Source organism: Dehalogenimonas formicexedens, assembly GCF_001953175.1.
Taxonomy (GTDB): domain Bacteria; phylum Chloroflexota; class Dehalococcoidia; order Dehalococcoidales; family Dehalococcoidaceae; genus Dehalogenimonas; species Dehalogenimonas formicexedens.
Genome location: NZ_CP018258.1, coordinates 1,489,054 through 1,512,811, shown reverse-complemented (window position 1 = coordinate 1,512,811; position 23,758 = coordinate 1,489,054). Strand labels below are relative to the sequence as shown.

20 protein-coding genes are annotated in these 23,758 nt (G+C 54.8%); 5 read left to right on the top strand and 15 right to left on the bottom strand.

Features of this window, described 5'->3' with window-relative positions:
* The first annotated feature begins 170 nt into the window (after nt 1–170).
* The gene (locus tag Dform_RS07860) at nt 171–1,424 is read left to right on the top strand and encodes a phospholipid carrier-dependent glycosyltransferase (protein WP_076004515.1); all 1,254 of its coding nucleotides are present in this window, start codon (nt 171–173) and stop codon (nt 1,422–1,424) included.
* A gap of 150 nt (nt 1,425–1,574) precedes the next feature.
* Here the strand turns inward: Dform_RS07860 and Dform_RS07855 are convergent, their stop codons facing one another.
* Together Dform_RS07855 and Dform_RS07850 are read right to left on the bottom strand one after the other, a co-directional pair.
* Nucleotides 1,575–5,588, bottom strand: a complete 4,014-nt coding sequence (locus Dform_RS07855; protein WP_076004514.1) for a PAS domain S-box protein — start codon at nt 5,586–5,588, stop codon at nt 1,575–1,577.
* Between the two features lie 250 nt (nt 5,589–5,838).
* Entirely contained in the window at nt 5,839–7,476 is a 1,638-nt protein-coding gene (locus Dform_RS07850) for a DUF4118 domain-containing protein (RefSeq protein ID WP_076004513.1), read from the bottom strand.
* Nucleotides 7,477–8,171: 695 nt separating this feature from the next.
* Here Dform_RS07850 and ybeY point away from each other — a divergent pair.
* From ybeY to dnaJ, 4 genes are all read left to right on the top strand, one after another.
* Nucleotides 8,172–8,657 (top strand): rRNA maturation RNase YbeY, encoded by a 486-nt coding sequence (gene ybeY, locus Dform_RS07845; protein WP_076004512.1) that lies wholly within the window; start codon nt 8,172–8,174, stop codon nt 8,655–8,657.
* Nucleotides 8,654–9,223: a flavodoxin family protein gene (locus Dform_RS07840; RefSeq protein ID WP_076004511.1), complete on the top strand. Its 570-nt coding sequence runs from the start codon at nt 8,654–8,656 to the stop codon at nt 9,221–9,223. Before ybeY ends, Dform_RS07840 begins: the two co-directional genes overlap by 4 nt.
* A 23-nt stretch (nt 9,224–9,246) precedes the next feature.
* Nucleotides 9,247–9,816 (top strand): flavin reductase family protein, encoded by a 570-nt coding sequence (locus Dform_RS07835; RefSeq protein WP_076004510.1) that lies wholly within the window; start codon nt 9,247–9,249, stop codon nt 9,814–9,816.
* Nucleotides 9,817–9,975: 159 nt separating this feature from the next.
* Entirely contained in the window at nt 9,976–11,079 is a 1,104-nt protein-coding gene (gene dnaJ, locus Dform_RS07830) for a molecular chaperone DnaJ (protein ID WP_076004509.1), read from the top strand.
* A gap of 16 nt (nt 11,080–11,095) precedes the next feature.
* Here the strand turns inward: dnaJ and Dform_RS07825 are convergent, their stop codons facing one another.
* From Dform_RS07825 to Dform_RS07765, 13 genes are all read right to left on the bottom strand, one after another.
* On the bottom strand, nt 11,096–12,163 hold the full coding sequence (locus Dform_RS07825; protein ID WP_076004508.1) for an NAD(P)H-dependent glycerol-3-phosphate dehydrogenase: 1,068 nt from the start codon (nt 12,161–12,163) through the stop codon (nt 11,096–11,098).
* 43 nt (nt 12,164–12,206) lie between these two features.
* Nucleotides 12,207–12,857, bottom strand: coding sequence for a glycerol-3-phosphate 1-O-acyltransferase PlsY (gene plsY, locus Dform_RS07820; RefSeq protein WP_076004507.1), 651 nt, complete (start codon nt 12,855–12,857; stop codon nt 12,207–12,209).
* A gap of 3 nt (nt 12,858–12,860) precedes the next feature.
* The gene (der, locus tag Dform_RS07815; RefSeq protein WP_076004506.1) at nt 12,861–14,174 is read right to left on the bottom strand and encodes a ribosome biogenesis GTPase Der; all 1,314 of its coding nucleotides are present in this window, start codon (nt 14,172–14,174) and stop codon (nt 12,861–12,863) included.
* Between the two features lie 188 nt (nt 14,175–14,362).
* Nucleotides 14,363–15,298: an ornithine carbamoyltransferase gene (gene argF / locus Dform_RS07810; protein WP_076004505.1), complete on the bottom strand. Its 936-nt coding sequence runs from the start codon at nt 15,296–15,298 to the stop codon at nt 14,363–14,365.
* Between the two features lie 241 nt (nt 15,299–15,539).
* Entirely contained in the window at nt 15,540–15,896 is a 357-nt protein-coding gene (locus tag Dform_RS11260; RefSeq protein WP_145925553.1) for a hypothetical protein, read from the bottom strand.
* 1,248 nt (nt 15,897–17,144) lie between these two features.
* Nucleotides 17,145–17,861: a hypothetical protein gene (locus tag Dform_RS07800; RefSeq protein WP_076004503.1), complete on the bottom strand. Its 717-nt coding sequence runs from the start codon at nt 17,859–17,861 to the stop codon at nt 17,145–17,147.
* Between the two features lie 292 nt (nt 17,862–18,153).
* Complete coding sequence (locus tag Dform_RS07795; protein ID WP_076004502.1) at nt 18,154–18,600, bottom strand: hypothetical protein; 447 nt, start codon at nt 18,598–18,600, stop codon at nt 18,154–18,156.
* Nucleotides 18,601–18,928: 328 nt separating this feature from the next.
* Complete coding sequence (locus Dform_RS07790) at nt 18,929–19,114, bottom strand: hypothetical protein (RefSeq protein WP_076004501.1); 186 nt, start codon at nt 19,112–19,114, stop codon at nt 18,929–18,931.
* Nucleotides 19,114–20,337: a bifunctional phosphopantothenoylcysteine decarboxylase/phosphopantothenate--cysteine ligase CoaBC gene (gene coaBC, locus Dform_RS07785; RefSeq protein ID WP_076004500.1), complete on the bottom strand. Its 1,224-nt coding sequence runs from the start codon at nt 20,335–20,337 to the stop codon at nt 19,114–19,116. The genes Dform_RS07790 and coaBC overlap by 1 nt, the downstream gene beginning before the upstream one ends.
* A gap of 17 nt (nt 20,338–20,354) precedes the next feature.
* Entirely contained in the window at nt 20,355–20,681 is a 327-nt protein-coding gene (locus Dform_RS07780) for a hypothetical protein (protein ID WP_076004499.1), read from the bottom strand.
* Between the two features lie 103 nt (nt 20,682–20,784).
* Nucleotides 20,785–21,177, bottom strand: coding sequence for a hypothetical protein (locus Dform_RS07775; protein WP_076004498.1), 393 nt, complete (start codon nt 21,175–21,177; stop codon nt 20,785–20,787).
* Between the two features lie 74 nt (nt 21,178–21,251).
* Entirely contained in the window at nt 21,252–22,019 is a 768-nt protein-coding gene (locus Dform_RS07770) for a type III pantothenate kinase (protein WP_076004497.1), read from the bottom strand.
* Nucleotides 22,020–22,129: 110 nt separating this feature from the next.
* On the bottom strand, nt 22,130–23,725 hold the full coding sequence (locus Dform_RS07765) for an NAD(P)H-hydrate dehydratase (RefSeq protein WP_145925552.1): 1,596 nt from the start codon (nt 23,723–23,725) through the stop codon (nt 22,130–22,132).
* Between the last annotated feature and the right edge of the window lie 33 nt (nt 23,726–23,758).

Sequence of the window (23,758 nt, the reverse complement as noted above, 5' to 3'; positions counted from 1 at the left end):
AAGGGCGATCAAATACGACTCAAAAGGCCGTTGTAAAGCAGCAAAAGGCTTCTTGTGTTATTATTTGACGATTGGTTTTAACACCCCTAACCGGGAAATCTTATCGTTTTGCGTTCAAGGGGCTAACGGTAACGATCTCCGGTCGTTATGTTTATTAGCGGCCTTAATTAATGACAAAGATAAAAACCGCGCTTAAACGCTTTGCCGGTTGGAAGCATGCATGGCTTCTGGCCATTCTCATCGCATCGATGATCCTGCACCTGGGGCTCCTGTGGTTTCCCAAGGACCTGGTGCTGGATGAGCAATACTATATCGTGTCGGCGCGCGACTATTTGGTACAGGGAGTTTTACACCAGCCGGAACACCCTCCACTCGGGAAGGTCATCATCACTTTCGGAATGCAGGTCTTCGGCGACAACCAGTTCGGCTGGCGTTTCATGCCGGCGCTTTTTGGCGTCGGTTCTGTATTCTTCTTTTACCTCATCCTGAGAAGGTTCAATTTTTCCAACCTCGCTACCAATTTAGCCGTTACCTTGTTCGCTTTCGAGAACTCGGTTTTCACCATGGCCTCGGTGGCGATGCTGGACATCTTCAATGTCTTTTTCATGCTGGCCGGCCTATGGGCTTATCTCGCCCGGAGATACCCCCTGGCGGTCGTGTTCCTGGTCATGTCTACACTTGTCAAACTCACCGGGCTGCTGGGGATCGTCATCATCGGCATCCACTGGCTGGTGTTCCGCCGGGATAAGGCGCTCCAGCTGGCGGTCTCCGGTCTCGTGGCTTACGTTGTCGCCATCCTGGCGGTGCCGGTGATGGAATTCGCCCTGGCCGGGGAATGGAGCAACCCGCTAACCCGGGCCGCCCAGTTGTTCACCATCCCCGCCACCATCACCTTTGCCAATTCGACCCATCCCTCCGCCCTCCACCCCTGGCAATGGGTACTCGGGTATCACGTCATGCCGTTCTGGTGGACGCCCCAGTATATGTCGGCGGTGACCCCCACTGTCTGGGCTGCGACTATCCCAGTATTCGGATGGACAACCTGGCTTTCATGGTGGCGACGCAACGAGGCGGCGGTCTTCGCCGCCGCCTGGATTTTTGCCACCCTGATCCTTTGGATCATCATCGGCGGCATCACCAATCGCATTACATATATCTTTTACTTCGTGCCCATCGTCGGAGGCATAATACTTGGGCTTGCCCTGTTCATAGACAAAGCCATGGCCTGGGCAAAACGCCCCCGTCAGCTACTGCTTTCCATCGACAACAAGCCCCGGTTTAAAGATCGGCTGGTTGCCTGGAGCAGGCGCCGCAACTGGAAGAAGATTACCGGCGTGACCCTCGCGGTGTTCATGACCGTCCATGTGATCCTGTTCTGGGTCTTTTCGCCTTTCAACTGGCTCTGGCCGGTCATTCACCCTTGACGTTTGGTTCCCTCGCCCGCATTCTTGCGGGAGAGGGTAGGGTGAGGGTTTGTATGAGGCCCGATCGTTAGCTCAACGGATTTTCGGTCATTTGTCATTCCGGCTGAAGCCGGAATCCGTTGACGTAGCCGGTTGCTGAATGCTGTTGGATCACTTCCTGAGCAAAACCTCGTTGAACTTCTTCAGGAAAGTGGCGCGGTCAAACGGCTTGGTTATCCAGTTCGCACGGTGATTGGCGATGAATTCCCTGACGTTGGCATCCGCGGTATCTCCGGTGATAAAGATGACCTTTTCTTTCAATTCGGGATGAATCAGGATGATATCGCCGTATAACTCTATTCCGCTGATACCCGGCAACCTGATGTCCAGCAGGATGACGTCAAAGGCAGTCTCTTTAAGAATTTCAAGTACGTCGTTCGGGTTCTCAATGTTTTGGACGGAATGGCCTTCCCTCACCAGGATTTTTTCGATAAGCGACCTGACCGCAGGTTCGTCATCGATAACCATTACCCGCGCTTTTGTGTTGGAAGTCGGAATGCCTGAATCTTCCGGGGCTGTCTCCTCGATTACCTCGGGTTCAGCGTTGATTGGAAGTTCCACGGTGAACGTGCTGCCTGATCCGGGCTTGCTTTCAACCTGTATCTCGCCGCCGTGTTCCAGGATGATCGAACGCGACACGCTCAACCCCAGCCCGGTGCCCTCTCCCGGGTTTTTAGTGGTGAAGAAGGGCTGAAACAGCTTGCCTACGGTTTCCTTCGACATCCCGCAGCCGTTATCGCTGAAGGATAGGACCATTTTGTCGGCTTTTTTTCGGGTGCTGACGGTCAAAATTCCCTTTATACCCTGGTTTTGTTTCATGGCGTACTCGGCGTTGACTATCAGGTTGAGAAACACCTGCTGCAACTGGCCCGGGTCGACGGTGATCCACGGCAGGTCCTGCCCGTAGTCCCTCGCCACTTCAATATTGGCGGTCTTAAGGACGTAGCCGCGGATTTCCAGCGTGTTTTCGATAAGTTCATGGATATCGATCCGGCTTTTCATCGGCTTGGACTGGCGGGCGAACGTCAGCATCCGCTTGACGATGTCTTTTACCCTTTTACTGCCGTCGTTGATTATCTGGAGTTGTTCCTTGATTTCCGGAGTAACATCCTGGTCCATCAGCATCTCCGAGAATCCGATTACGCCCGTCAACGGGTTGTTGATTTCATGGGCGATTCCCGCGGCCATCTCACCCACCGTCGCTAGGCGGCTGGCGATCTCAGCCTTGTCTCTGAGCAGTTGCTTTTCCTCTTCAGCGCGTTTTCGTGCCGAGATATCCTTGATGATATGGACGGAACCGACCAGAGCGCCGTCGTCGTCGAAAATCGGCGAAGAACTGGCTTCGACCCACTTTTTCAGTTTTTTATCGAAATATTCGCTGGATTCGGCCTTTCGCGAAATCAGGGTTCTGGCATGGGGGCATGATGGGTGAGGCTGGTTCATGCAGTGGATGACCTTATAACAATGTTGTCCCAGCAAATCCCCAGGAGCAGCGTTTAACATGTCCGAAAAAGCCCTGTTCACACGTCTGATGATGTGATCCTGGTCAACGATGGCGACCATGTCTTTGATAGAATCGAAGGTCGTCATCCATTCGTCTGCGGCGGCTTGAATTCTGAATTCCGCGGCGATCCTAAGACGTTCTCTTTCGATGTTTTGAAGGGCGAAACCGATATCGCCGGCGGCCTCCTCGAGCAGTTTGACCTCTTTATCACCGAAGTAGCCGACGGTTGAAGAATACACTCCCAGTGCGCCCCATATATCTCCGTTGACGAAAATCGGGAAAGCGCCGACACCCCCGAAATGGAAAGCACGGGCGCGGTTGTTCCAGTAAGCAGCTCGCTTATCAGTCATGAAGTTTTCGATGATATAAGGAGCTTTATGCCGGATACTCATACCCACTGGGCCTCTTCCCTTAGGCGAATCATCGGCAATAACGTCGATACCATCGAGGTAATCCCTTGCCTTGCCCGCCGCAGAGATCGGAATTATGGATTTTGAATCCGGTTTGAGTTGTCCGATCCAAGCCAGATCGAAACCCCCGCGGTCCGCCATGATATCGCAGGTGGTATCCAGGAAAGACGCACTGTCGTTTGCCCGGACAACTGCCTGGTTGACCTGGCTCAGAACATCGTAAAGGCGATTGAAGCGGACAAGCTCGGCTTCAGCTTTTTTTCTTTCGGTGATGACATCGAACACGGCCACGAAATAGCCTTTGGCCGGGCTGTACACCGCGATCTCGAACCACATTTTCAACGCTTCGACGTAAGTCTCGAAACGTTCGGGAATTCCGGTTAAAGCCACCCGGCCGTATCTTTCAAAGAGTATTGGGTCGGACTCTCGGATGCCCGGAATAACTTCCGAGACCTTTTTGCCGGTGACATTGTCAAGTCCGGTGAGAACGGGGAATGCCTCGTTGACTTGAATGTAGATGAAGTCGACCGGATTATCTCCCTCGAATATCATCTGGCAGTAGGTGAAGCCGTTGATCATGTGCTCGAACAAGGAGCGGAAGCGGCTTTCACTTTCGGCCAGCGCCTTCTCAGACTTCCTTCTCTTGGTGATATCCTCGCCGTAAAAATTGACATATCTGGATTCGCTGATCGGCGCCAGCACGAAACGGTAGATCTTGTCCTGCCATTTGATTTCCAGTCGGTCCGGAGTTTGGCCGCCAAGAACCGCCTTGACCATGGTGCCAAGGTCATCCCTGACTTTTTCACCGGTTGAAGCGCCAAAAAATTCAATAACCGGTGAACTCGCCGGGTTAGCGTACAGGAGGGTACCGTCTTCGGCTACTCTCACCACGGGATTGGGGTTTTCTTCCGGGAATTTGGACAAGTTCTTGAGCTCGGCTTCCGTCTTTTTACGTTCGGTCAGGTCCCTGGCGATGGTCATATAGAGCGAAACCCCGCCGAGGGTCAAGGGTCCGGTGCTCAGTTCGACAGGTATGCGCCTCCCGTCTTTGGCGACATGGACCATTTCAAAGACGCCTTTTCCGTCTTTGAGCAGGCTCTCCGGATTCTCGGGCATTCGACTGAAATAATCCGGGTCATTGATGTCATTCGGGCACATCTCCAGCAATTCTTCGCGGCTGTAGCCCAGTAATTGGCAGGCTCGGTCGTTTACATCGATGAATCGCCCGGTGATTCCCTCGATGTGGACGTATATGGCGTCGTTGCTGTTATTGAACAGGGAGTGATACCGGATCTCGGACTCTGCCAAAGCTTTTTCGGTTCTGATCCTGGCTTCTTCGTTTTCGATGTCGCTTAAGGCGAAGGCGATATCTCCGGCCATCTCGTCGAAAAGACTCAATTCCTCTTCGCCGATAAAAGCGCCCGAGGCTATGTCGACGGCGATAACGCCCCAGAGCTTGTTATCGTGAACTAACGGGGCGACGAGCTTGGTGATCTCGCTCCTCGCGAGGGGACAATGGGTGCAGTAATCCGAAATCGCGCTGACCACTACGGTCTTGCCTTTTTCTATGGCGTCTTTTGCGCATGGAGGGATATTATCTTTCTTGAATTCCTGGTTCAATTTGTCCCAATACTCGGAAGGACTGGATGAAGTGACGGCTGTCGCCTGATGGTCCCGGTTCAGAAGGACCATCCAGACGTGTGAGTAGTTGCAGCTCTGGACCAGCGTCCGGGTGATCTCGTCGATCAAACGCTGGGGGTCTCGTTTCACATGGGTGATCAACTGGTTGACGTTTCGCAGGGCCAGCAGGAACTGGTTCAACTGCTCGGTGCGGTTCGCTGCTTTCTTGAGTTCCGTAATGTCATTGAATATGGTTGCGAAGACTCCATGGTGCATGGAAACAACCGAAATCGAAAAATACTTTTCCATGGGCGGAAAATATGTTTCGAAGGATTCTGGTTTGCCTGAAGATGAGGCCCGTGAGTAGATTTCCAAGAAGGGAGCGGTTCCGGTGCCATAAATCTCGGAAGCCCTGGCGCCGGCCGCCTTGCTTTTTGGGATGCTAGTTAAGGTTTCGAAACTTGGATTCACATCCAGAATGCGGTAATCGACCGGCTTTCCTGCGCTGTCAAAGATGAGTTCATGGATGGCAACCCCTTCACTCATCTTCGAGAACAAGAGGTTAAAGTCTTTACCGGTATAGCCTGTCATGATGTTCTCCGGTTTTCGGTGACGTTTACCGAGCCTGTGATAAATTAACACCTGAATCCTTGGGTGTCAATATGTTAATTAATGATCGTAATTGTTTGCGTGGGCATAAAGCGCGGCCTATCCGGTATTGGATCATCAGTAGGTGCGACCCATTGGGTCGCCCACCTGGTTCCATAACCCCGTCATTGCGCGCAAAAATGGGGAATCCAGTGGGCCTCTTTTGTCTGGAGGAACTGTGTCGGCCTTGCGCCTATTCAACCGTGTGGCGGTTCTCGAGCCCAGACGCTGGTGATATCGGCAAAATTGCCTCGATCTTCGTTCCCTTCCCCGGTTCAGATTCTATCGCAAGTCTTCCACCCACCAGGGCAGCGCGTTCTTTCATGGCTGAGAGGCCTGTCGACCTGTTGATTTGAAGGGAAGATTGTTCAAAACCTATCCCCTGGTCTTCGATTTTGAGTGCGATCTGGCCGTCGTTAGCTTTAATAGAGACCGAAGCCTCCTTAACGCCCGCGTGGCGCATGATATTGGTTAGTGCCTCCTGAATAATCCGATATACGACAAGGGAAACGTCTTGATGTAACCCTTCGATCTCGTCATGCTCAAAGTGTATCGAAAGCCCGGCAAGAGTGTTGATTTGCTTGAAAAGAGATTCTAACCCGGGCACAAGCCCCAGATCGTCCAGGACACTAGGTCTCAATGACATTGATAACGTCCGGATTTCTTTGATAAGTTCGGTTACCGTCCCCGATGCGCTTTTTAAAAGAGTTTTTGCTTCATTGGGGACTCCTTGAATGGCCCTACCCAGAAGCATCTTGAGTACAGTCAGGTTCTGACCGACCTCGTCATGCAATTCCTTGGCGATCAAACGCCTCTCTTCTTCCTGGATGTTGAGAAGCCGGGATGACAGGGACCTTAAGGACTCTTCGGCCTTGGCGCGAAGCGCCAATTGCTCTAACAGCGCGTCACGGGCTTCGATCAGTTCGAGTGTCCGCTCATCGACCCGGCGCTCGAGTTCCTGGTTGAATGACTCCAGTGACTGTTCCGCCTTTTTCCGGTTGGTCGTTTCGGTCAGGCTGAACACAAGCCCCTGTACTTCGCTATCATTTTTAATGGGAACGAGAGTCCAGTCCCAATAGGTGGTACCGCGTTCCGGTTGATCGGGAAACTCAAATGGCTTGTCACGGTAGGAAACGGAGATGCCCGTGTCCCGAACTTTGGTGAAAATGGCTTGATTTTCTTCGTGAGGATACAGGGCGAAATGGTTTTTGCCGATCATTTCTTCTGGTTTATAGCCGCACGATTTGGCGTATGTTTCGTTAACCAGCACAAAATTGAAATCTTTGTCGAGAAATACCAGGTGGGAATCCCCGGCGCTGTTCATCACCGTTGTTAACAGCGATCTTTCGTGTCCGACATTTTCCAATGCTTCTTGTAACTCGTTGGTTCTGGCTTCAACCTGAAATTCTAGATTTTCCTTTAGTTTTTTAAGTTCCGTTTCTTTTTCTTTGCGGATCTCTATTTCTTTGTTCGCTTTGATGTTTTCCTGGCGCAGATTCGATGTAAGATAACTGAATAAAATACCAACGAATAAAAATATAGCTAAGATCGGAAGATTCTCGGTGTGTGAAAGATCTAATAGCGTATGCAGTGGTGAAACAAAAAAATAGTCAAAGGCAAAAAGACTCAGTATGCAAGCTGCAATTGCTGGTCCCATGCCAAGAAAAATTGCGGCTGGGACTATTGCTAAGAAATAAGTTATGGGCACATTTTGCGGGATGACGTTGGGTTCGGCGAGGACTTTTAACCAGGTTGCAAATGCGACGAAACCAAAAGCAAGAGAATAGCTCAGCCACGCAGGAACGTTTAGCCGCATAAGTTTCAAAAGCATATCGTCTAACCTATTAAGATACCTGTGCCTGCTTTATTTTACAGGTTTTTTAATTAAGGGAACACTTAATGCCCCGAACATCCAACATTTTCGTCCAAATCCCCTTGCTATGAAAACCGAAACCCTGTTCCGGAGAGGATGGCGACGAGAATTCGTGATTGGTCGCGATGTTGACATAACAAAATATTCGTGGGAAAACGACACGAGACGCTTGACATCAGATTAAGAACACTGGTACTATAAACGGTCAGTACATATATTCTATAAAAGGCGATTGTTGAAAAATCAAAGGGGATTTCCGGGTGACAAGCCGATACTCTCTACAAAAGAACACGAAAGCTTTGAAACCATTTGTTATCGGGAACAAATCCCACGTTCAACCTGAACGTAAAAACCCGGCATTCGTTTCGCAAAAAACGTTTTTGGAGATAGCCGGTAGGGCGGGTGAAACGCAGCGGCAGGGAATAGCCCATGTAATTCCCCCCGAGAGCCCGGGAATATTGGCGGGGCGAGGATTGGTAGTTTTGGAGAATTGGTATTATTCGGTTCTTGCTTCAGGGAATTGTTTCCTTTGTTTTCTCGACAACGCTTCAAAGAGTCGTTTCAGTCATTTTTGTATCTGAAGGAAGGCCGAAGTCACGCACTGACCGCCGAATGCTGACAGTATATGTACCTTACGCTATAATGCATTTGACATGAGAATCGATATCACCGTCGACAAAGAATTTAAAAAGTCCCTGTCTGTTCCCTGGCTGCGGGCTATTGCCCGGCGCATCCTCATCGCGCAGTGCGCCGAGGCGTCATCCGAGGTCGGCATCTATATCACCGGCCAGGATAAAATCCGGGAGTTGAACCGCGTTTACCGGAAGAAGGACTGTCCGACCGATGTGCTTTCCTTCTCCTTCTTCGTCAAAGAAGCCTCCGCCGACGCTACCACCCACCCGGATTTTCCCCCGGCGCTCAACGGCGGTATCAACCTCGGTGAAGTTGTCATCTCGCTCCCCCAGGCGGAGATCCAGGCCGCGGAGTACGGGCATTCACTTAAGCGGGAACTGGCGCGGCTGCTGATCCACGGCATCATGCATCTCCTCGGTTTCGACCACGAGATTGAAGCCGACGCCGTCATCATGGAAGACCGCGAATTGCAGATTTTGAAAACCCTGGAGTCCGAGCTTTCGTGAACGTCCTCGGCCTGTCCGGAAGCCCCCGGATGGGCGGCAACACGGAGCAGCTCCTCTACGAATTTCTGCGAGGCGCCAGGGATGCCGGAGCCGAAACCCGCGTTATCGAAGTCGCCGAGCTGAACATTTCGGGCTGTCTGCACTGTGACTACTGCTCCCGCACCGGCGAGTGCAAGATTAATGACGACATGACCCTGATCTACGACGCTTTGTCCGCCGCCGATGTCATCGTCGTCGCTTCCCCATTGCACTTCATGTCGATAACTGCCCAACTTAAGGCTGCCATAGACCGGTGCCAATGCATATGGGCTCGCAAATACCTTTTGAAACAGCCGCCCGTCGAACCGGTCAAGCCCCGGAAAGGCTTTTTCATTTCCGTCGGCGGGCGTAAGGGGCAAACCCTTTTCGAACCCGCCAGGGCAACCATTAAAGCTCTCTTCATCGTCCTCGATGTCCAATACGCCGGCGAGCTGCTGTTTTCCGATGTCGATGAAGCCGGGGCCATCAGGAACGTTCCCGGGGCACTGGAACGGGCTTTCGAGGCGGGGAGCAAGCTGGTACAATAACCCGGGAATTTCCAAGGAGTGATATGGCCAAACTTAAACTGGGGCCCCAGGCGCTGATTTATCCTATGCCCACCCTGCTGATCGGCAGCATGGTCGCGGGCAAACCCAACTTTATGACAGCAGTGTGGGGCGGCGTCGCTTGCGGGGAACCCGCCATGGTTTCCGTAGCCATCAGACCCACGCGGCACACCCTGAAGGGAATCAACGAAAACAAGAGCTTTTCAGTCAATATTCCGAACACCCGGCTTGTCAGGGAAGCCGACTACTGCGGTATAGTCTCCGGCTCAAAAGCCGACAAGACGGCCAGATGCGGGTTCAAAATCTTTTTCGGGCAGTTGAACGGCGCGCCCCTGATAGAGTCCTGTCCGGTTAACCTGGAGTGCGTGGTGCACCAGACGGTGGAACTTGGCAGCCACATATTGGTCATCGGCCGGATCACCGAGTGCCATATCTCTGAAGAATGCCTGACCAACGGCAAGGCCGATGTGTCCAAGATAGACCCGATTGCCTACACCACCGGCCAATCACAGTATCAAGGCCTCGGTGAGGTCATCGCCAAGGCCTTCAGCGTTGGCAACGAGATCAAAGGCTGACAACCTGGGGCAAGAACTAGGCTTCATCCCGGGCTGAAATTCAATCCATATTTTTTCCAAACCGAGAAGAATTCCGGCACGGCTTACGATTGAGAATGGCTTTTTCCCCCAATTTGCGATAGAATGATACGTTAGTCTAATCATTCAACGAGGGAAACCATGGCTACAGCAAAACGCGACTATTACGAAGTGCTCGGTGTAGTGCGCACCTGCACCGACGATGATTTGAAAAAAGCCTTCCGCAAACTTGCTTTCCAATATCACCCCGACCGCAATAAAGAAGCCGACGCAGAGGCCAAATTCAAGGAGATTAACGAGGCTTACTCGGTGCTTTCCGATGCCAACAAACGCGCTGCTTATGACCGCTTCGGCCATGCCGGGGCAGCGGGCGGACCGTTCAGCGGAGGTACTGGGGGTTTCGAGGACTTCGCGGGGTTCGGCGGACTGGGCGAGATTTTCGAGACCTTTTTCGGCGGCATGGGGGGCCAGGGCGGCCAGGGGCCGCGCCGCGGTTCCGACCTTAACTACAAGCTCAACATCACACTTGAAGAAGCCTCGACGGGCATCGAAAAAGAGGTCAACGTCCAGCGCATCGAGGCTTGCGAGACATGCAAGGGTACCGGCGCCAAGGAAGGGACCACGCCAACCAAGTGTTCCGAGTGTGGAGGACAGGGTAAAGTTTACCAGGTGCAGCGCAGCGTTTTCGGGCGTTTCACCAATGTCGTGACCTGTCCACGCTGCCGCGGCGAGGGTCAGATCATCAACGACCCATGTCCTACCTGCAAGGGTTCCGGCCGAAACCGGGCATCGAGGACCATCAAGGTCAAGATACCCCCGGGCATCGATAACGGCAACCAGATCAGGATCTCCGGGGCTGGCAACATGGGCGACCGGAACGGAGGCGCGGGTGATCTATACATCACTCCTGTGGTCGCCGCCCACAAGATCTTCCGGCGTGACGGCGATAACGTAGTTTACGAGCTGCCATTGAATTTCGCTCAGGCCGCCCTCGGTGTCGAGCTGGACGTGCCGACGTTGTACGGACCGTCGAAGTTGAAAGTACCGGCCGGTACTCAGAGTGGAAAGGTGCTGCGGGTCAAGGGCAAAGGCATGCCCCAGGTTAACCGGCCATCGGTTTTTGGCGATGAATGGGTTGAAGTCAAAGTAGTCACCCCCGAGAAGCTCAACAAGAAACAGAAGCAGCTCCTGGAAGAACTGGGAAAGAGTCTCGGCACGCCTACTGACTCAACCGGCGAAGAATAGCAAGCGTTTTTCGAAGCTAAAGACGCGTTTCAGGGGTTTTGCGCCTGCGGAAAAGGCTGAACAGGCCCCATTTGCGTCCCGCCAACTCGTGCGAGGCGGTGACCACCATCAGCTCTTTAACGGCTACACGAACATCTTCACCCTGGTATAGTACCCGGTACAGCCGGTCGGTAATGGGCATCTCGATGCCCAATTTCTGGGCCAGGTTCCAGGCGACGAGGGTGGTCGATACACCCTCGGCGATGCCGTTCATTTTGGCCTGAATGTCTTTAAGCGATTCCCCCCGGGTCAGCCGCTCACCGACCTGGTGGTTGCGGGAAAGCTTGCTGGAACAGGTAGCGATCAGGTCGCCCTGCCCGGCCAGACCGGCGAGGGTCAAAGGGTTGGCGCCCAACGCCGTTGCCAGCGCGGTGATCTCGGTCAGGCCCCGGGTCAACAAAGCAGCCTTGGTATTATCACCGTAGCCCAATCCGTCGACGATGCCGGCTCCCAGGGCGATGATGTTTTTGAGAGCACCGCCAAGTTCCACGCCGACGACATCGGTGTTGGTAAAGGCGCAGAAATTGGGCACCGTCACCAGCCTGACGCCACGGCGGGCGCGGGTCTCTTTTTCAGCGGCGATCACAGTGACCGCGGGTCTGCCGGCCAGGATTTCCCAGGCCAGGTTCGGTCCGGAGAGGACGCAGATGTTGGCGTGGTGCTCCTTGCGCGTCTCGTCGGAGATAACTTCGGACATGCGCTTGCCGGTCTCAATCTCGAGGCCTTTACCCGCGCTGATGATGAGCGTCCGTTTACCGATATAAGGCGCGACCTGCCTGGTGTTGAGTCTCATTGCCTGAGACGGAACGGCCATAATAACCGCGTCGGCGTCTTTCATGGCTAAGGATGTATCCGCGGTGACGGTAATCCCCGGCGGCAGAATAAAGCCGTCAGGCAGGCGAGGCGTCCTGAAAACGCTATCGCGGGTCAGGCTGGCTTCTTCCTCGGTCCGGGTGAGTATTCTCAGGTCCCCATCCTTGCGGGCAAGGACGGCGGCTAAGGTTATTCCCCAGGTGGTGGCGCCGACAATTACGACCTTGGGCATATTACCACTTCCAACATTGGGAACCCGGCCTCGAACGGCTCATTCAACTGGCTTTTTCGGTGAAAGAGCGCTCTTTGCCGGCAATCAGCCGCTGGATGTTGTCGCGGTGCATGATCACGATGATCGTGGAGCCGATGAGCGAGTAGAAGAGATATTCGATGGGAAGGCCGGAATGGAGTGAAAGAGGAATCATCACGGCGTATGCTCCGGCGACCCCGGCGATGCTGCCGAGCGAGGCGAAACCGGTCAGTCCGGCTCCGATGATAAAGACCTCGCCGCCGAAAATCGCAGCGAGGGGATACAATGCGATGAACCCGCCGAAGAAAGTCGCCACCCCCCGGCCGCCTTTGAAATGGTTAAAGATGGGGAAAATGTGGCCGATAACCGCAGCCAGGGCGGCAATTACCTGGGCGGTCAGGATACTCACGTGGTAATCACCGACTAAAATGTAATTGTGGCCGATGACGACACCGGCCAGCAACACGGCCGTGATGCCCTTGAGCAGATCCAGTCCGGCGACCAGGATGGCCATCTTGCGCCCGAGGGTGCGTAATACGTTGGTAGCGCCGATTCGACCGCTGCCGATGGAGGTGATATCGACGTTGGCTTTACGCCGGGCGATGAGATAGCCGAATGGGATGCTGCCGATGAGGTAAGCGGTTATGGCTACAAGCAAAAGCTCGATGACTAGCATAATTTATTCACCTCGGGATTTGAACGTGAACTTGATCGGCGTTCCGGCAAAACCGAAGACCTCGCGGAGCCGGTTTTCCAGAAAACGCTCGAAAGAGAAATGGACGAGCTTCGGGTCGTTGACGAAGAACACGATCTCCGGCGGACAGACGCCCACCTGAGTGGCGTAAAGGACTTTCAAGAGCTTGCCCCCGGCACTCGGCGGGGCATGGCGGGCCAGCGCCTGACGCACCAGGCTGTTCAGATCCGGGGTAGGGATGCGCTTGGCGCGTTCCGATTGGATTTCGAAGGAGGTGGGGATGACCCGGTCTACGCCGTCGCCGGTGCGAGCTGAGACGTAAAGGCGTTCCGCGTAGGGAATGAACTTGAACCGGGCGGCCATGTTACGGTCGTATTCAGTCATGTCCACATTTTCTAGGAGATCGGTCTTGTTGACGACAAGGATTAACCCCCGGCCCTGATCCCGAGCGTATCCGGCGATGTGGGTGTCCTGGGCGGTCGCCGGTTCGCTGGCATCTAAAACAATTAAAACAATGTCGGCGCGGTCAATGGCGTTCAGGGAGCGGATGACGCTGTATTCCTCAACGCCACGTTCTATCTTGCCCCGGCGCCTTATGCCAGCGGTGTCTATAAGTACCACAGAACCGCTGGCGGTGTCAATAGGTGTATCAATAGAGTCCCTGGTTGTCCCGGGAATGGGCGAGACTATCATTCGTTCCGCGCCGACTAAAGCGTTCAAGAGGGAAGATTTCCCGACATTAGCGCGGCCGGCGATGGCGATGCGCAGGCCCGGCGCGGCCTTGGCGACGGCTTCGGGTTCCGGCAGGAGTTCGACGACGCGGTCGAGCAGGTCCTCGACGCCGCGGCCGTGGAAAGCCGACACCGGCATGGGTTCGCCGAAGCCCAGAGAGTGAAATTCGGCGGCATGGAGGGATAATCTGGCGTTATCGGCTTTGTTTACGGCGAGGACGACCGGCTTACCGCTCTTCCTGACCTCGTCGGCGATTTCATGGTCCTGGGGGGTGAGTCCGGCCTTCGCATCCACCAGGAAGACGACGACACTGGCGGCTTTCATGGCGGAACGCACCTGGTCGTTGACGGAACGGGCGATGGTATCCTGCGGCAGGGGCTCCATGCCGCCGGTATCGACCAGTTCGAAGTCCCGTCCGGCATGGTTCATGGGGATGTACAGCCGGTCGCGGGTGGTGCCGGGCAAATCCTCGGTGATGGCCTGGCGGCGGCCCGTCAACCGGTTTAGCAGGGTGGACTTGCCGACGTTCTGGCGGCCGACGATGGCAACGGAAGGTTGGCTGGTCATCGACTGTCGCCGATCCCCCTCTCCTTTAATTCTTTACTCAAGCCCTCACCCCCGACCCTCTCCCGTAAAGAAAGAGGGGATAAAACAGGATGGGTGTTTGATAGGAACCGGGAACAAACGAAAACTGGCGACTGACGCGCCGCCGCAACACCGATCAACCCCATGACCTCAATTACCGTCTCCATAAATCAGCCGGGCCAGGGGAAACACAGGCCGCCGAGCATATCGGCGAGGAGCGCCTTCTGGACGTGGAGCCGGTTCTCCGCCTGGTCGAAGACGACCGATTGAGGGCTGTTGAGGAGGCCCTCGGCGACCTCTTCACCGTAATGGGCGGGAAGGCAGTGCATGATGATGGCGTCGGGCTTGGCCAGCGAAACCATTTGATCGTCGATTTGGAAGCCTTTGAAGGCCTTGCGGCGAATCTCGGCCTCAGCCTCCTGACCCATCGAAGTCCAGTTGTCGGTGTAGATGATATCGGCGTCCCGGACGGCCGCAATGGGATCGTAGGTGGCATCGATGATACATTCGTTGACGGCGGCGCGGTCGAGGGCTTTCTGCATCACCCGGCCGGGCAATTCATAACCCTTGGGCGTGGCGATGGTGAAATTCAGGCCGACCGACGCGGCGGCCAGCGCCAGGCTGGAGGCCACGTTGTTGCCGTCGCCGACGAAGGCCAATTTCAAGCCGGGGAATTCGCCCTTGTGCTCGTAGATGGTCAAGAGATCGGCCAGCGCCTGGCAGGGGTGCTCGGAGTCCGACAGGGCATTGATCACCGGTACGCCGGCCCACTCCGCCAGTTCCTCCAAAGTGCCCTGGGCGAAGGTCCGGACGGCGATGGCGTCGGCGAAGCGGGAAAGGACACGGGCGACGTCGGCGACGGACTCGCGTTTGCCCAGGCCGACCTCGGCGGGGGAGAGGTAGATGGCCTCGCCGCCAAGTTGTTTCATCGCCAGTTCGAAGCTGACGCGGGTGCGCAGGGAGGGTTTTTCGAAGACTAAAGCCAGCGTCTTGCCGGAGAGTGTCGTCTGCCACCCTTGAGCTTTCAGACTGGCGGCGTCGGACAGGAGCATCCGGATCTCATGTCCGGCAAGATCAGTTACCGATAGAAAGTCTTTGGACTTCATTGATCACCATCAAAAAGAATAATGCTCCATTATACCACAGAGGGCAAAAGCAGCGGGCGGCGGACGCCGGGCGAGACTACCGATACTACCAATATTCAATATCCGGCGCCCCGAGATCCCTCGAATTGTTTTGGCGATATTTCCAAAACCTTTTTTTGTGAAACGAATGCCGCGTTTTTACGTTCGGTTTGAACGTGGGATTCGATTTCGAAATCAAAGGGTTTCATGGCTTTCGTTTTTCTCATGAGCAGGCTATTAACGTTGGTGCGACATCGAAATTCCAGATCCCAATCCCCGATCCAGTCGGGGACAGATCCCAAATAAGTTCCAATCCCCCAAACCGATTTGTGTTTTGTTTTTTCGGGAAAAAGCGTTTTTTCTGAAACGAATCCCTAAGTCCCCCGATTGGGTAATTGTGAGAAAACGAATACCGATATTCCGCCGGCAAGAAAAACAAATGCCGGCAGGTGAAGTTTAAGTTATCGGTTTCCGGCTCACAGCGGGCAATCCAAGTAGCGTACATAGAATACGATTGAAACCCCTGGAAAATAATACCAATACTACCAATTTCAAGTAATACCAATAATTCAATGCCCATTCCCTTCGGTGAGGGCGGGTTAAAAAACCCGCCCCTACGCCACCTGGGTGAAATCCGAAACGTTGGGATAAGATTGAGCATCCGAATTGCGTGAATTGTCCGGGCGCACGGTTCAAGATTTCCCGAAACGACACGATTGGAATCTGCCTTTATCACGATTGCGTCGCTTGGCGCGGACAATTCATTCAATACGTTCATTTCGAACGAGTGGACAGTTATCAGTTTACAGTTTTCAGTTCCCAGTTCCCAGCCCCGTTTTTTGGTGGGATGGCGGGGGGGGGCGGAATTGTTTGACCTTTCTGCAAAATCTTTTATTCTGAAACAAATCATCCGAAATCAGCTTTGCGTCAATCGTATAAATTGATTTCGAAGTCAAATGGTCGTTAAACGTGATCGGTTCACTTACTCTCCATCGGTTCCGCGAAACAATAGGGAGCGAACAGTCGCAATAATACAAACGTTCTAATTCATCCATGCCGGTATTATAGCACGGGAGTTCCTTTGGGCTGTCAAGCGTTTCGTGTCGTTTTTGGGGTCTCTTTGAAAAAATATTATTAGGGCGGAAGGTCAGGTGGCAGGTGGCGTTTTACAGAGTTCATTCTCTCGGGAAGCATTGAGATTCTTCACCTCGATTTCATCGAGGGCTCAGAAAGACAAATTCCGATAGGGCTGTCAAACGTTTCGTGTCGTTTTTGGGGTCTCTTTGAAAATATATTATTAGGGCGGAAGGTCAGGTGGCAGGTGAAGGTTTGCAGGGTGCATTCTCTCAAGAAGCATTGAGATTCTTCGCCTCGATTTCATCGAGGGCTCAGAAAGACAAATCCCGAAAGGGCTGTCAAGCGTTTCGTGTCGTTTTTGGGGTCGTTTGGAAATATATTTTACGGCGGAAGGTCAGGTGGCAGATCGCGTTTTACAGATGTCACTCTCTCAGAAAGCATTGAGATTCTTCGCCTCGATTTCATCGAGGGCTCAGAAAGACAAATTCCGATAGATTCCGTCCGTGAATCGAGTCAGGGGCAAGCTCATGGATCACGTCCAAGGATTCGCCGTATGACACTAGCTCAAGGCCGATATACCCCGACCGGGCGGGTGACCGGCCGGAATGGTTACCCCTCACCCTCTAATCCCTCTCCCTCAAGGGGCGAGGGAGGTTGGAGGGGGAGAAAGGTCCGGCTTTCGCGGAGGCCACGAGCCGGGGAAGATACCGACCAGGCGGGCGACCGGCAGGTCGGCCCTACAAGAGACGATCTAAAAACTGGCGGGCAGGACCATCAAAAGATAACCACCGGCGAAGAGGCTGAAGAGGTTGGCGGTGAAAGCATAGGCGGCGGCGCGGAGCCTGCCGTGTTCCCTTAACAGCACGACAAACGCAACGATCTCGATGATAAACACAAAGAATTCGCCGATCACGTAGGTAAAGAGTATGTAGTTGTCGAAAAAATTCGAGTTCTGGCTCAGCCAATAATACAGTCCTAACTGGGTCAGAACGTTGATGACGACAAAAATCAGCCATGACCTGGCGACGCGGTAACGGAAGAGGAAAAAGACAAGCCCCTCCAGAGCCAGGGTGAGAAGGATGGTGACGGGCAGCCAGATGAACCTCGAGGCAGGCGGACCGCTGGTAAGCTGGCGGTTGGAAAGGTCGAGGGTGTAGACATTGTTGTAGGTGTATTTGACACCCACGAGGGGCAACTCGAATGTATCGGCGCCATTGGTCACGGTCAGCCGGAATTCAGCTGATTTTTCGAAGTAAGGATTAATGACGAAATAGGCGGTGGTCAGGCGGTTGTCACGGTGCGCTTTGGTCTGGCCGATAGAGAGTTCCAGGTTGGGTGGGGCATTGTCGACGACGATCACGATGCGGGGCGGCGGCGCCGAATTGGCATAGCAAATGCTGAAAACCCCAATAGACAAAAGGAGGCCGAGTAGAACCGATGCGATGACCACTGTCTTTTTGGCGAACATAGGGGCCTCCTGTTGCCGAATCAGTTAATTGTATACCACAAGGCAAGGATTTTCGGGAAAAGGATAAACTAACACAGGCAAGGCTCCAAGGAAACGATTTAGAAGACGCACGAGAACATCGGGGCGGGCACGGCATGCCGTGCCCCTACAAGATCGGAGAACCCCGGAAGCTGAGGTCGGGAATCATCAGTTCATTTATCATGGGTTAACGCCTGATCCCGACCTGCAGCCCGTCGGGCTCCCAATCGATGGTGTCGTCAGTCTCCTCCAATCCAGTCCTGACCGGATGAGGTTATTTTTTAACTAGCCAAAAGTACAGGAAAAATCCCGTATTGAGGCCATTGAGCGAGAAGCGCTCTGGTTCTATGATTTTCGTCGAAAAGAAAACCCATAAGGAGGTCACGACATGGGATGGTGGATCGGCGCAGCGTTGGCGTTCGTTTTTCAGCTGGTCTGAATAGTCATGGTAATGGCGGGCGTGTTCCGCCGGAAAGAAAAACCCTGGAGCAAAAATTCCATGACCGGTTACGCCATCCACGGCTTTTTTGCGCTGCTTGCGCTGTGGATGTTTGTCAACGCGGTGCAGCAGTAAAGGAGCGATGAGATGAGCGCATTTTACAAAACACTCGGATACGTCTTTTTCGGCCTCGGCATTGTCTGAGTCATCACCATTATCGCGGCGGTCGCCGCGAAAGACGCGACAACCTTCACATCCCAGATACCGGCGGTTCTGTTTCATGTCGTTTCGATGCTGGGCGGGTTCTATTTCATCGGCTTGAGCTACAAAGTGAAGAAGAAGGCCTCTCATCCTATTTAAGTTCCAGATGTGAAGGGGAGACATTGAGATCCTTCGCTATGCTCAGGATGACACACAGGGGGTGTTCAGGATGCCACACCGGGGGTGTTCAGGATGCCAAAGGAAAAATTCAGGATGACAAGACCTAAAATTCAGAATGAGATAATCGGAGTGAGGCGTAACGAGAACCATGCTCGACTTCGGTGATCTCTAACCTATCGCCTGGCTTTAAATCCGGGTAAGCCGCAAAGAACTTGCGGAGTTTGTTGATTCAGATATAGCCCTTGCTATTGAACTGGAGTTCTGCGGTGAAAGACCCGCCGGGCTCTTCAATAGTTATGGACCGGACCGAAAAAGGCTTTCCCGACGGGAAGAATGACCCCGAGGCCGCAGGGATGTAAATGTAGCCGTTCTTCAGGTAAACGGGCTGGAGGGTTATCTCAATTTTCGGGGGCATCAGGCACCCCGCGCGGCTATTGAACCCGATACCCTCGCCATGGGAGCAAAAATGGGCACCGCCCGATCCAAAATAGCGTCGGCGACTTCCCGTTTGCTCATGAGCGGCAGGTCTTCCATGTGGCCGTCCCGGAAGATAAGGGTCACCTTGTTGGTGTCCGACCCGAAACCGCAGCCGGGAGCGGTGACGTCATTGGCAACGATGATGTCCAGATTTTTGGCGTCGAGCTTTCGCTCGGCGTTGTCGATCAGTTCGGAGGTCTCGGCGGCGAAGCCGATACGGACGAACTTGCCTTTGACCTCTCCAAGGATGTCCGTTGTCGGCTCAAGTTTAAGGTCCAGGCTGGCTGAAGCCTTTTTGATCTTCTCGCTGGCGACCTTTGAAGGCTTGAAGTCCGCCACGGCGGCGGCCATGATGAGCGCATCGGCGCCTTTGACTGAATTCTTGACCGCACCCAGCATTTCCGCGGCGGTCTGGACGCGGGTCACCTCCATGCCGGCGCTTTCCGGCAGGTCCACGGTGGAGATCAGCCTGACCATGGCGCCCCGGTCGCGCGCGGCGGCGGCCATGGCGTAGCCCATCTTGCCCGAGGAGCGGTTGCCGATAAAGCGGACCGGGTCGAGCGGTTCCCGTGTGCCGCCGGTGGTAATAACAATGGTTTTACCCGCCAAATCCTTCTTTTTGTTGAGCACGGAGCCGACCAGGGCCAGGATCTGGTCGACCGGGGCGAGGCGCCCGCGCCCTTCGTAACCACAAGCCAGGTGGCCGGTTTCCGGACCGACGAAAATGAAGCCGCGGGACTGGAGCGTCCTGATGTTTTCCTGGGTGGCGGCATTATCCCACATGTTGCAATTCATGGCCGGGGCGATGATCACCCCTGCCCTGGCAGCGAGAATGGTGCAGGACAAAATATCGTCAGCCAGGCCGTGGGCCAGTTTGGCAATGGTGTTGGCGGTGGCGGGGGCGACCAGAATAACATCGGCGGCGTTGGCGAGCGAAACATGCTTCACGGTTACTTCACCCGCGGGTTCCCACAGGGAAGTCACGGGCTGGCGGCCGGTCAGGGAGCGGAAGGTGAGGGGGGTCAGGAACTGAAGGGCGGAATCCGTCAGGACGACTTCAACATTGGCCCCTGCCTGAACCAGCTTCGAGGTAATATCGGCGGCCTTGTAGGCGGCGATGGATCCGGTGACGCCGAGGACGATGGTTTTATCTTTGAACATTAAGCTTGTCCGTCACTTTAGTGAAAAACGCTGCCGACCAGGAAAGTAAAAACGCCGATCATGATCGCGGCGAGATCGATGGTGTTCGCCCCTCCTTCGGGACGCCGGATGGCGCTGATACACAGGATGGCAAGGACGAGCATCACCGCGGCGGCCAACAGCGCAACCAGGGTCATGACGCCGGCATCGGACCTGGTGAAGTTGGCCGAGATGGCGACCACGGCGCCGACAAGGATACCGGCGAGGCCGAGATTCTGCTGCATCTCGGTCGACTTTTTACCGTTCATTACCCGCCACAAACCCCAGACCATGGTAACTATGGCGCCGGAGAGGATGATGATCATGCCTGGCTCCTTAAGCGGCTATTACCGGATTCCTCCGGAATTCCATTCGCTGGCGAACGACTCTCAAACAGAGCACAAACTTGTATATAATTATACGCCTTTGCTACGAATTAATAATACTCCCGATAAAAAATAATAAACCGGCCGCGCCATCGACAAAAACGCAGGCTTTTATGGGGAAGATGGAGGTTCTAAAACCGGTGAATATGTTTACGCCCGCAAGAGCGAACATGGCGGCGGCGGCTGACCAGGTGACTATCCGGGTGGCGTCGTTTTCGGTTCCGGCGATGGCGACAGTCAGGGAAACGACGGCGCCGATGAAGATCAGAGCTACCCCTTCGGCGATCCAGGACATGGCGAGGATGCGCTTGTTTTCTCCGGAGATGGGGCCGAACATTTTGATTATTGCCCCGGTGGGGACGAGGTGGGCGATGCCCCAAACCACCCCAATGAAACCGCCGATGAGGAACAGATAGTCGTCGACGATAAGGATCATTCCGAAATCCTAAATTCTAATATCGAAATCCGAAACAAATCCAAATATCAAAACCCAAAATTACAAACGGGGAATCACGCCCGGTTCATGTAATAGATCAGGCGCAGACCAAACAGGGTCAGGTCCGGGCTGACGGCATCGAAAACCTTCGTTTCCGAAGCCAGGAGTTCGGCGTAGCCGCCGGTGGCGATGACCGTGGGCGGGGATGGCAGTTCCTTACGGATGCGCCCGACGATGCCTTCGATAAGACCGACGTAACCGAAGACCATGCCGGACTGCATGGCTTTGACCGTGGAGGTGCCGATAGCCTTTTCGGGGGCGTGGAGTTCGATGCGGGGCAGCATCGAGGTGCGGGAAGTGAGAGCCTCGGCGGCGATGTTGATGCCGGGTGCGATGGCGCCTCCGATGAACTCACCGGAGGCGGACACCGTGTCGAAGGTTGTGCCGGTACCCAGGTCGACGACGATGCAGGCAGTGTGGTAAAGGTGGAAGGCGGCGGCGGCATTGACGATGCGGTCGGCGCCGACTTCGCGGGGGTTGTCCATGCGGATCTTGACCCCGGTTTTGGTGCCCGCCCCGATCGTCAACGGGTCGGCGTTGAAATACTTGCGGCAAAGATCCTCGAAGGTGCTGGTCAATGGCGGCACCACGGAACAGAGGGCCACTTTATCTATCGATTTCCGGTCGATTCCGTTGATCTCAAGCAGGTGAAGCATCAATGAGGCATACTCATCCGGCATCCGGTGCAAAACGGTGGCGACACGCAGGCTGATTTTTAGTTTGTCGCCGTCGTAGATACCCAGCGAGATGGATGTATTACCGATATCAATGACAAGTAGCATCGTACGATCTTTCAACGATCCGGAATCGTTCTTACTCGGCTAGATCCCCCTTAGTCCCTCCCACGCTTTCGCGGGGACAGGCTCTTTGAGTAAGGGGGAACCGTTCGGTGTCAATGACAAGAAGCATGGTCATGCTCCTTGATCGATTTTACGGCACGCGGGATCTGGATCAGGAGGTCGGAGGCGATCATACCGGTATCACCGATGTTGTTGCGGACCGATTCTCCGGCCATGGCGTGGATGTAAACCCCGGCGCGGGCGGCATCGAATTCATCCAGGCCTTGCGCCAGAAGCCCGGTGATGATGCCGGTCAGGACGTCGCCGGTACCGCCGCTGGCAAGCCCCGGGTTGGCTGAAGGAGAAACGGCAATCCGGCCGTCAGGTGAAGCGACGACGGTGTGAGCGCCTTTAAGGATGACGACCTTGCCCCATAAAGCGGCGTTCTTGCGGCAGATCTCCATACGGTTGGCCAGGATTTCCCCGATCGACAGGCCGCTGAGGCGGGCAAACTCGCCGGTGTGTGGGGTGAGCACGGCGGGGTGATTGAAAATATCCCACCAGTCCGGGGTTAAAGATAAGGCGTTCAAGGCGTCGGCGTCGAGCACCAGCCCGGTGTTTTCCGAAATGCCCGACAGCAGTTGATGGACAAACTCGACGGTGTCAGGCGACTGGCCCAGGCCGGGCCCGATAGCGGCGGCGTCATATTTCACCAGCCTCGCCAGGGCGACCTCCGCGGCCTCGGAGGCGAATTCGCCGTGCGCCGTTTCCGGCAGCGGCAGGTGAGTGGTTTCTACCAGTTTGGCGGCGAATACCGGATGAAGGGATTGCCTGGCGGCGAGGGTGACGAGACCGGCGCCGGCGCGGGCGGCAGACTGGCAAACCAGCGAGGCGGCGCCGATAAATTCGGTGGAACCGGCAACGACCATGACCTTGCCGAACGAGCCTTTATGGGCGTCCGAGGGGCGGAGGGGCAGGATGGACAAAACATCATGTTCGTCGATTACCTCAGACAGGATGTCATCATCGAGACCGTCCGGGATGCCGATATCGGCCACCAGGATCTGGCCGGTGTAATCCGCTCCGGGGAAAAGGAAAAAGCCGCGCTTGGCGTACCCCAGGGTTATGGTGTAATCGACGGCGAGAGTTGAGTCGTCAATTTCTCCCGAATCCGCGTTAAGTCCGGATGGGAGATCGAGGGCGATGACGACCATATCGGGGCGTTGGTTACGGGCCTCCGCGACGAGAGTCAGTGCCGCGGCTGAAGCGCCGCCGATGGGACGGCCAAGGCCGGTGCCGAAAATGGCGTCGACGACGACATCGGCTTCACCGAGGAGTTCCCGCAGCTTTGAAAAGCCAGCGTCCGACTCCACTTCGATGGGCGAGATGCCGGCTTCCAGTGCCTCGTTGTAAACGAGGTCGCCCGGATCCCGGGGAGCCAGAAGATACACGTGAGTGATAGCCCCGGCATCATTCAGAAATCTCGCCGCCACCAATCCGTCCCCGCCGTTGTTGCCTGGACCGACCAGGACCAACGCTTTTTTTCCGGGAAAGGAATCGAACAGACCGCAGATTTCAGAAGCGACAGCCCGGCCGGCGTTGTGCATCAAATCTCCAAAGCTTGTTCCGGATTCCAAGGCGCGTTTTTCGAGCAGGCGCATTTCGGCAGCAGTTACAAGTTTCATGGCATTGAGTGTAGCAGCGGACACGAGTGCGGTCAATAACCCAAAATACGAAATTCG

What these genes read in the sequence shown, in the direction of transcription:
- Dform_RS07860 (WP_076004515.1), top strand. Translation starts at nt 171, where the DNA reads ATGACAAAGATAAAAACCGCGCTTAAACGCTTTGCCGGTTGGAAGCAT.
- Dform_RS07855 (WP_076004514.1), bottom strand. Translation starts at nt 5,588, where the DNA reads ATGACAGGCTATACCGGTAAAGACTTTAACCTCTTGTTCTCGAAGATG.
- Dform_RS07850 (WP_076004513.1), bottom strand. Translation starts at nt 7,476, where the DNA reads ATGCTTTTGAAACTTATGCGGCTAAACGTTCCTGCGTGGCTGAGCTAT.
- ybeY (WP_076004512.1), top strand. Translation starts at nt 8,172, where the DNA reads ATGAGAATCGATATCACCGTCGACAAAGAATTTAAAAAGTCCCTGTCT.
- Dform_RS07835 (WP_076004510.1), top strand. Translation starts at nt 9,247, where the DNA reads ATGGCCAAACTTAAACTGGGGCCCCAGGCGCTGATTTATCCTATGCCC.
- dnaJ (WP_076004509.1), top strand. Translation starts at nt 9,976, where the DNA reads ATGGCTACAGCAAAACGCGACTATTACGAAGTGCTCGGTGTAGTGCGC.
- Dform_RS07825 (WP_076004508.1), bottom strand. Translation starts at nt 12,163, where the DNA reads ATGCCCAAGGTCGTAATTGTCGGCGCCACCACCTGGGGAATAACCTTA.
- plsY (WP_076004507.1), bottom strand. Translation starts at nt 12,857, where the DNA reads ATGCTAGTCATCGAGCTTTTGCTTGTAGCCATAACCGCTTACCTCATC.
- der (WP_076004506.1), bottom strand. Translation starts at nt 14,174, where the DNA reads ATGACCAGCCAACCTTCCGTTGCCATCGTCGGCCGCCAGAACGTCGGC.
- argF (WP_076004505.1), bottom strand. Translation starts at nt 15,298, where the DNA reads ATGAAGTCCAAAGACTTTCTATCGGTAACTGATCTTGCCGGACATGAG.
- Dform_RS11260 (WP_145925553.1), bottom strand. Translation starts at nt 15,896, where the DNA reads ATGGGCATTGAATTATTGGTATTACTTGAAATTGGTAGTATTGGTATT.
- Dform_RS07800 (WP_076004503.1), bottom strand. Translation starts at nt 17,861, where the DNA reads ATGTTCGCCAAAAAGACAGTGGTCATCGCATCGGTTCTACTCGGCCTC.
- Dform_RS07795 (WP_076004502.1), bottom strand. Translation starts at nt 18,600, where the DNA reads ATGAAACAGAACCGCCGGTATCTGGGATGTGAAGGTTGTCGCGTCTTT.
- Dform_RS07790 (WP_076004501.1), bottom strand. Translation starts at nt 19,114, where the DNA reads ATGCCCCCGAAAATTGAGATAACCCTCCAGCCCGTTTACCTGAAGAAC.
- coaBC (WP_076004500.1), bottom strand. Translation starts at nt 20,337, where the DNA reads ATGTTCAAAGATAAAACCATCGTCCTCGGCGTCACCGGATCCATCGCC.
- Dform_RS07780 (WP_076004499.1), bottom strand. Translation starts at nt 20,681, where the DNA reads ATGATCATCATCCTCTCCGGCGCCATAGTTACCATGGTCTGGGGTTTG.
- Dform_RS07775 (WP_076004498.1), bottom strand. Translation starts at nt 21,177, where the DNA reads ATGATCCTTATCGTCGACGACTATCTGTTCCTCATCGGCGGTTTCATT.
- Dform_RS07770 (WP_076004497.1), bottom strand. Translation starts at nt 22,019, where the DNA reads ATGCTACTTGTCATTGATATCGGTAATACATCCATCTCGCTGGGTATC.